The 7,497-nt window shown below is 73.0% G+C and carries 8 protein-coding genes and 1 riboswitch; of the genes, 2 read left to right on the forward strand and 6 right to left on the reverse strand.

What is annotated here, in order from left to right:
• Nucleotides 1-1,167: phytoene desaturase family protein (locus BFF76_RS25090; protein WP_065849112.1), on the forward strand; the 1,167-nt coding region annotated here is incomplete at its 5' end.
• A 71-nt stretch (nt 1,168-1,238) separates the two neighbouring features.
• Here BFF76_RS25090 and BFF76_RS25095 read toward each other — a convergent pair.
• From BFF76_RS25095 to BFF76_RS25120, 6 genes are all read right to left on the reverse strand, one after another.
• Nucleotides 1,239-2,192: a chromosomal replication initiator protein DnaA gene (locus tag BFF76_RS25095; protein WP_053930203.1), complete on the reverse strand. Its 954-nt coding sequence runs from the start codon at nt 2,190-2,192 to the stop codon at nt 1,239-1,241.
• A 50-nt stretch (nt 2,193-2,242) separates the two neighbouring features.
• Nucleotides 2,243-3,160: a methylenetetrahydrofolate reductase [NAD(P)H] gene (gene metF, locus BFF76_RS25100; RefSeq protein WP_051834797.1), complete on the reverse strand. Its 918-nt coding sequence runs from the start codon at nt 3,158-3,160 to the stop codon at nt 2,243-2,245.
• A gap of 174 nt (nt 3,161-3,334) precedes the next feature.
• The gene (gene thiE, locus BFF76_RS25105) at nt 3,335-3,985 is read right to left on the reverse strand and encodes a thiamine phosphate synthase (RefSeq protein ID WP_031100782.1); all 651 of its coding nucleotides are present in this window, start codon (nt 3,983-3,985) and stop codon (nt 3,335-3,337) included.
• Nucleotides 3,986-4,130: 145 nt separating this feature from the next.
• Nucleotides 4,131-4,496, reverse strand: coding sequence for an Rv2175c family DNA-binding protein (locus BFF76_RS25110; protein WP_031100784.1), 366 nt, complete (start codon nt 4,494-4,496; stop codon nt 4,131-4,133).
• A gap of 59 nt (nt 4,497-4,555) precedes the next feature.
• Entirely contained in the window at nt 4,556-5,797 is a 1,242-nt protein-coding gene (locus BFF76_RS25115) for an NAD(P)/FAD-dependent oxidoreductase (protein WP_031100787.1), read from the reverse strand.
• 28 nt (nt 5,798-5,825) lie between these two features.
• Nucleotides 5,826-6,167: an avidin-fold protein gene (locus tag BFF76_RS25120; protein ID WP_031100789.1), complete on the reverse strand. Its 342-nt coding sequence runs from the start codon at nt 6,165-6,167 to the stop codon at nt 5,826-5,828.
• A 50-nt stretch (nt 6,168-6,217) separates the two neighbouring features.
• Nucleotides 6,218-6,330: riboswitch (TPP riboswitch) on the forward strand.
• Between BFF76_RS25120 and thiO the strand changes: the two genes are divergently transcribed.
• Nucleotides 6,328-7,497 (forward strand): glycine oxidase ThiO (gene thiO / locus BFF76_RS25125; RefSeq protein ID WP_065849113.1); only part of this gene is annotated, 1,170 nt, incomplete at its 3' end. Its footprint overlaps the riboswitch before it by 3 nt.

Below are 7,497 nucleotides of genomic sequence, written 5' to 3' on the forward strand. Positions count from 1 at the left end.
GCGCTGGACGGTGCGCTCGGCGAGGGGGCCGGGGCCCGGTGGGGGGAATTCCTGGACCGGGCCGGGGTCGCCTGGAACCGGTCGCGCAGGCCGCTGCTGGAGGAGCCGCTGCCACAGGACCGGCAGCCGCTGGGCCGCGATCCGTACCCCGCGGTGCGTCGCCGCAGGCTGCTGCTCGGCGCCCGGCAGGCCCGGACGCCGGCGGAGGTGGGCGCCTGGGAGCTGGCGGACCCCCGCCTCGCGGCCCTGCTCGACGGGTACGCCTTGTCGTACGGTCTCGATCCCCGCCGCGCTCCGGCCGCCGCGGCCCTCCTGCCCTACATGGAGGAGACGTTCGGCAGCTGGTACGTCGCCGGGGGCATGCGCGCGCTGGCCGAGGCGGTGTACGAGCGGTGTCTGGCCCGGAAGGTGGAGTTCGTCTTCGGCGCCGAGGCGGTCGGGGTGTTCGAGAAGGACGGGCGGGCTGCGGGGATCGAGCTGGCGGACGGCGGGAGCGTGGAGGCCGATCACGTGGTCGTGGGCGCGCAGCCGGCGCCCGGACTCCTGCCGGACCTGCGGGAGAGGCCCGAAAGGTCGGACGGGGCCCTGGTCCCGGGCCGCTTCCTCGTCCTGCTGTCACTGCGCGGGGGCCGGGAGGCCGGCGCCGTGCACCGCACCGTGGTCCACGCCGTCGACCCGGCCGCGGAGCGGGACGCGGTGTTCGGCGGCCGGACGGCGGAGCTGCCCACGGTGACGGTCCTGCGCCCGGACGACCCCGCCACCCGCCCGGACGGGGAGCACGAGGCGGTGACCCTGATGGTGACGGTGGCGCCGCACGGTCCGGTCGACTGGACGGACGCGGGACTGCGCGAGCGGTTCGCGGACGCGGTGATCGGCCGGGCCTCCGAGGCCGTACCCGGCCTGCGTGAGCGGATACTCCACGCGGAGGTGCGTACGCCGGCCGAGACCGCGGCCGACACCGGTGCCCAGGGCGGTTCGGTGCCGGCTCCGGCCCTGGCCGGGGCGGAGGGCGCCTTTCTGCACTCCGGGAACCGCACCCCGCTGCCGGGTCTGTATCTGGCGGGCGGCTGGTCGCATCCGGGCGGCGGGTTGGCCCACGCGGGGATGTCGGGAGCCCTGGTCGCCGGACTCGTGGTGGAGGGTGACGGCTTCCGCGGCTCGCAGTGACCGGCCGGCGGAGCGTGAGCGACGGGCGGCGGGTTCGTGCCGCCGCCCGCCGCCCGCCGCCCGCCGCAGGGTCAGTAGCGGTACTGCTCGTTCTGGCCGGTGTCGTACCCGTTGCCGTACGGGGCGGGCTGGACGGGGGCCTCCGGCGGCAGCGGGGGGTACTGGTCGCTCTCGCGCTGCTGCGGAACCCAGACCCCGCCCGGCGGGGTGTCGGTGTACTGCCCGGCGTACGGGTCCGCGGGCTGCTCTCCGGTGCCGTAGGAAGGGTCGTAGCCGTTGCCGTAGCTGTCGTGCTCGGCGTACTGACCGGTGCCCGCGGTGGTGTCCGTACCGGTGTAGGGGGCGGAGTAGGCGGCGTAACCAGCCTGGTCCGTGCCGTAGTCGTACTGCCCGGCCTGCCCCGCGTAGGTGCCCTGGTCCTGGTAGGTGTCCTGGGGCCGGTAGCCCTCCTGGCCGCCGTACTGATCCGGGGCGGACGGCCCGGGGTAGCCGGTGTACGGGTCGTAGGCGGCGTACTGCGGCTGTTGTTCGCCCTGCTGGTGCTGCTGGTCCTGCTGGTGCTGTCGCTCCTGCCGGCCACCGCCGTCGGCCGGGGAGTCGGTGTAGATGCCGTACTGCCCGGTGTCGTCCGGCATCGGCTCCGGTGCGTAGACCGCCGCCGGGCCGGCCTCCGCCTGCTGGGTGGCCCCGCCGTACTCCAGGCCGGAGACCTCGAGCACGGGCTTCGGGCTGCCCGGGCCGCCTCCGCGACGGCGGCGGCTCTCACCGGGGCTGCCGCCTATGGCCCACCCGGTCGAGAAGCCGCGCCGGAAGGACAGCGTCACATAGGTCTGTCCCGTCGCGAAGGCGATCGCCCCGAGGGCGATCACCAGCACGGAGGGGATCAGGACACCCAGGACCACGCAGAGGAAACCCCCGAAGGCGAGCAGCCGCCAGCGCAGGCGCGCCTTGTACTGCAGGAGCACCTCGCCCAGCAGCCACAGCGCCACTATGCCGAATGCGATGTAGAGGACCGTCCAGCCCACGCCCGCCCCCTCCTACGGCCACCGCCCCGGTTGGTGGCGGGTACGGCCGGTCACGACTGCTTGTGCAGTCCGAGATTCTCGTAGATCTCGAGTGTCGCCGTCGAGTTGTTGAGCGTGATGAAGTGCAGCCCCGGGACACCCTCGGAGAGCAGTTTCGCGCAGAACTCCGTGGCGAACTCGATGCCAATGGAGCGTACAGCGGCTGGGTCGTCCTTGGCGGCGAGGATGCGCTCTTTCAGCGTGGAAGGCAGGGACGCGTTGCTGAGCTGCGCGAATCTCTCCAGTTGTTTCACGCTGGTGAGCGGCATCACTTCGGGAATGACCGGGGTTTCGCAACCCGCAGCGACCACCCGGTCACGCATCTGCAGATAGCTTTCCGGGTGGAAGAACATCTGGGTGATCGCATAGTCGGCACCGGCGCGGCACTTGTCCACGAAATGACCGATGTCGGAGTCCCAGTCGGCAGAGCGCGGATGCATTTCGGGAAATGCCGCGACGCCGACGCAGAAATCCCCGGCCTCCTTGATCAGCCGGACGAGGTCCGCCGCGTACCGCACACCCTTCGGGTGCTCGACCCACTCCCCCATCGGGTCGCCGGGCGGGTCCCCGCGCACCGCGAGGATGTTGCGGATTCCCGCGTCGGCGTACTGACCCACCATGTTGCGCAGCTCGGCGACGGAGTGGTCGACGGCGGTGAGGTGCGCGACCGGGGTGAGTGTGGAGTCCGCCGCGATCTGCTCCGTCGCCCGGACCGTCCCGGCACGGGTGGAACCACCGGCGCCGTACGTCACGGAGACGAAGCTCGGGGCCACCGCCTCGACCCGGCGCAGGGCGTTCCAGAGATTGCGCTCGCCCTTCTCGGTCTTGGGCGCCCAGAATTCGAACGAGTACGAGGTCTCGCCGGTCGCCAGCACATCACGCACGGTGCGTGCGTGATCCGTCCTGGTGGAAGGTGTACCAAGGGCCATACTGGGAGGTTAACCAGGGCCCGGCCGTACCCCAACCAGAGAAGCCGAATTGCCCGTGATGCGGTGAATTTCGTCCACCCTTCGGACACCTCGGCATGACGCCCCTCCGCCCTGCGGTGCCCCGGGTCCGACGCCACGCGGCGATTCGCCCGTGACCGCCGGACGGCCCACGGTTCAGGCGGCGCGTTCCCGGATGCGCCGAGCGAGCGACGCGGCCGCTTCGGCGGGGTCCGCCGCCTCGGTGATCGCCCGTACGACGACGACGCGACGCGCGCCGGCGTCCAGCACCTCGTCCAGATTGCCGGCGTCGATCCCGCCGATGGCGAACCACGGACGTGCCGTGCCGAGCGAGGCGGCGTGGCGCACGAGGCCGAGGCCGGGGGCGTGCCGGCCGGGCTTGGTGGGGGTGGGCCAGCAGGGGCCCGTGCAGAAGTAGTCGACGCCCTCCGCCGCGGCGGCCGCGTCGACCTCCGCCTCGGCGTGGGTGGAGCGGCCGATCACCATGTCGTCGCCGATGAGGGCGCGGGCGGCGGGTACGGGCAGATCGCCCTGCCCGAGGTGGAGCACGTCGGAGCCGATGGCATGGGCGACGTCGGCACGGTCGTTCACCGCGAGGAGCGCCCCGTGGCGCTTGCAGGCGTCGGCGAACACGGCGAGGTGTTCGAGTTCCTCGGCCGCCTCCATGCCCTTGTCCCGCAGCTGCACGATGTCCACACCGCCGGCCAGCACGGCGTCGAGGAACTCGGGGAGATCACCCTGCCGCTTGCGGGCGTCCGTGCACAGGTAGAGCCGGGCGCCGGAAAGCAGGGTGCGAGGCGTGGACATGGTGTTCGTTTCCCCCGTCGGTGTGTGGATGGGTCACCGGCGCGGCGACGAAACCGCCGTGGGCCGGCGGGCCGCCGTGCCGGCGGATAACGGCGGAGTGCGGGCCGTGTGTGCCACGGCCCGCACTCCGCTCACGGTCGTCCGGTCAGACGGCAAGCGCCTGGGCCCGGCGCTTCACCTCCGTACCGCGATTCTCGCTCAGGGCCTGCGCGGGGGTTCCGGGCAGGCTCGGGTCGGGGGTGAAGAGCCAGTCCAGCATCTCTTCGTCGTTGTAGCCGTCGTCCCTCAGGAGCGTCAGGGTCCCTGCGAGACCCTTGACCACCTTGTCGCCGTCGATGAAGGCGGCAGGCACCTGGAGCGCCCGGTTCTCACCACGTCGTACGGCGATGAGCTGGCCATCCTTGACCAGCTGCCGTACACGCGTCACCTCGACATCGAGCATTTCCGCGATGTCGGGGAGGTGGAGCCAGGCGGGGACGAGAGCATCGATCTTTGCGTCAATCTCGGTCACAGGGACAAGCGTGCCATCCCGGACCGGCAGTCGGTACCCGGGCCGCCCGTACGGGGCCGTCACGGCTCCGGGAGAGCCGTCGATTTCAGCGGTACGGAGGAGTCGGCTGCCCGCACCGGGTCGATCCGCGCCCCGGCTTCGACGAGCCTGCGCCCCTGCGCCAGGTCGCGCGGCCGGCTCACGGCCAGCACGGCGACCAGGACCCCCTGCCTCAGCCAGCAGACCGTCCAGGACGGGTCCCCCGGGTCGCCGCGCCACAGCAGCGTGTCGGCTCCGGCGTGACGGCCCGCGTACTGCACGAAGCGCCCGAACTGCTCCGACCAGAAGTAGGGCACCGGGTCGTACGTCCCGGCCGCACCGCCCGCGAGGGCGGCGGCGACCGCCCGGGGCCCCTGGAGGGCGTTGTCCCAGTGGTGGACCAGCAGCCGCTCACCGTAGCGGGCCGAGGGGAACGACGCGCAGTCGCCGACCGCGTAGACATCGGGCAGCGAGGTGCGCAGCGAGCTGTCCGCGGTGACCGAGCCGTCCGGGCCGAGCGCGATGCCCGAGCCCGCGAGCCACGCGGTGGCGGGCCGGGCGCCGATGCCCACGACCACCGCTCCGGCGGGGATGACCCGGCCGTCCGTCAGATGGACGGCGCCCTGTTCGACGCGTGCGACCTGAACGCCGGTGAGGAGTTCGGCTCCGCTCTCGGCGTACCAGGCCGCCATCGGAGCGGCGACCTCGGCGGGCATCGTGCCCGCGAGGGGGCGGTCCGCGGCCTCGACGACGGTGACCGCGCAGCCGGCGGCGCGGGCCGCGGTGGCGAACTCGGCGCCGATCCAGCCCGCTCCGACCACGACCACGTCGTGCTGCCGCTCCAGGACGGGCCGCAGCCGTGCGGCGTCGTCCAGGGTGCGCAGCAGATGGACGCCGGGCACCCCCTCGGTGCCGGGCAGCGCGACGGGTTCCGCTCCGGTGGCGAGGACCAGCACCTCGTAGGCGACGGGCCCTTCCAGGGTGTCCAGCTCGTGCGCCCCGGCACGCAGGCCCGTCACGTCGAGCCCGAGGCGCAGGGTGATGTCCAGCTCCTCGAAGTCGACGTCGAAGGCTGAGTCCTCGGCCTTGCCGAGCAGCACGGCCTTGGACAGGGGCGGCCGGTCGTACGGCTGGTGCGGTTCGGCACCGACCAGCGTGACCGGTCCCGCGAAGCCCTGTTCCCGCAGGGCGACGGCCGTCTGCACGCCGGCCATGCCGGCGCCCACGATGACGACACCGTGCGGCCGGTGTCCTCCTGCCGGGTCCTGCGTCTGCTCGCTCACCCGTCCACCCTAATCACGTGACATGACGTCAGTTCAAGAGCTCTTCCACCACGCTCGTCCCGCTGCCCTCCTGCGACTCCCACTCCCACGTCTCGTCCAGGCGGACCCGGCCGTCGGGCAGCTCGGTGACCGTCGAGAGGCAGTGCCCGGACGAGGTGGCCCCGTCCTGCTTCAACTGGACGTACCTGAAGTCCAGGTGGTCCGCCCGCCGAGTGCCGACGAGATGGCCCCGGACGACGTCGCCGCCCGCGTACTCGGCCCATATCCGGCCGTCCCGCTCGTGGTATTCGAAGCGGGTCCGGGTCCCTACCTGGCCGGGAGCCTGGTCGGCGACCGGCGCGAGGACGAGTCCGTCGAGTGAACGTGCCACGGCGGCTGCTCCCTTACTGGCTGCGGGCGGTGGGGCTAGGCTGGCCACCGTAAGACACTCGCGGGAGCCCGGACGCACCGGGCTGAGAGGGAGGCTGACCGGCCTCCGACCGTACGAACCTGATCCGGGTCATGCCGGCGAAGGGAGGGGCTGGACGCCCATGCGCATCTCCGCAGACGGTTCCGACGTGCTGGTCGTCGGGGGCGGCATCATCGGCCTGGTGACCGCCTGGCGGTCGGCCCAGCAGGGCCTGACCACGACGCTGGCCGATCCCGAACCGGGCGGTGGGGCCGCCCGGGTCGCGGCCGGGATGCTCGCCGCCGTCACAGAACTCCACTACGGCGAGCAGACACTGCTCGGCCTCAACCTGGCCTCGGCCGCCCGCTATCCGGCCTTCGTGGCCGAGCTGGAGGAGGCGAGCGGGCAGGGGACCGGCTTCCGCGCCTGCGGCACCCTGTCCGTCGCTCTGGACTCCGACGACCGTGCGCACCTGCGCGAACTGCACGCCCTGCAGCAGCGTTCGGGGCTGGAGTCGGAGTGGCTCAGCGGCCGCGAGTGCCGCCGTCTGGAGCCGATGCTCGCCCCCGGCGTACGCGGCGGACTGCGGGTCGACGGCGACCACCAGGTGGACCCCAGGCGGCTGGCCTCGGCTCTGGTCACCGCGTGCGAGCGCGCCGGGGTGGCCTTCCGGCGGGACTGGGTCCGGCGGCTCTCCGTCACGGGCGGCCGTGCCACGGGAGCGGTCCTCCGGGAGGGTACGGAGCTGACGGCCGGCCAGGTGGTACTCGCCGGAGGCAGCCTCAGCGGTCGGCTGGAGGGACTGCCCGGTGCGGTCGTACCCCCGGTGCGTCCGGTCAAGGGGCAGGTGCTCCGGCTGACCGTGCCTGCCGCGTACGCCCCCTTCCTCAGCCGGACGGTACGGGCGGTCGTGCGCGGCAGCCAGGTCTACCTGGTGCCGCGTGCCAACGGTGAGCTGGTGGTCGGCGCGACCACCGAGGAGCTGGGCTGGGACACCACGGTCACCGCGGGCGGGGTGTACGAGCTGCTGCGTGACGCCCATGAGCTGGTGCCCGGCATCACCGAGCTGCCGCTGACGGAGACCAGGGCCGGTCTGCGGCCCGCCTCACCGGACAACGCACCGCTGCTGGGCCCCACCGCGCTGCCCGGCCTGCATCTCGCCACCGGGCACCACCGCAACGGAGTGCTGCTGACCCCCGTCACCGGCGACGTGATGGCCCACGTGCTGACGACCGGCGAGCTGCCCGGACCGGGCCGCCCTTTCGCAGCGGACCGCTTCGCCCCCGCCGCCACGCCGGAGAACTCCCTCCCC

It is taken from the genome of Streptomyces mutomycini (assembly GCF_001700505.1).
Lineage (GTDB): Bacteria > Actinomycetota > Actinomycetes > Streptomycetales > Streptomycetaceae > Streptomyces > Streptomyces mutomycini.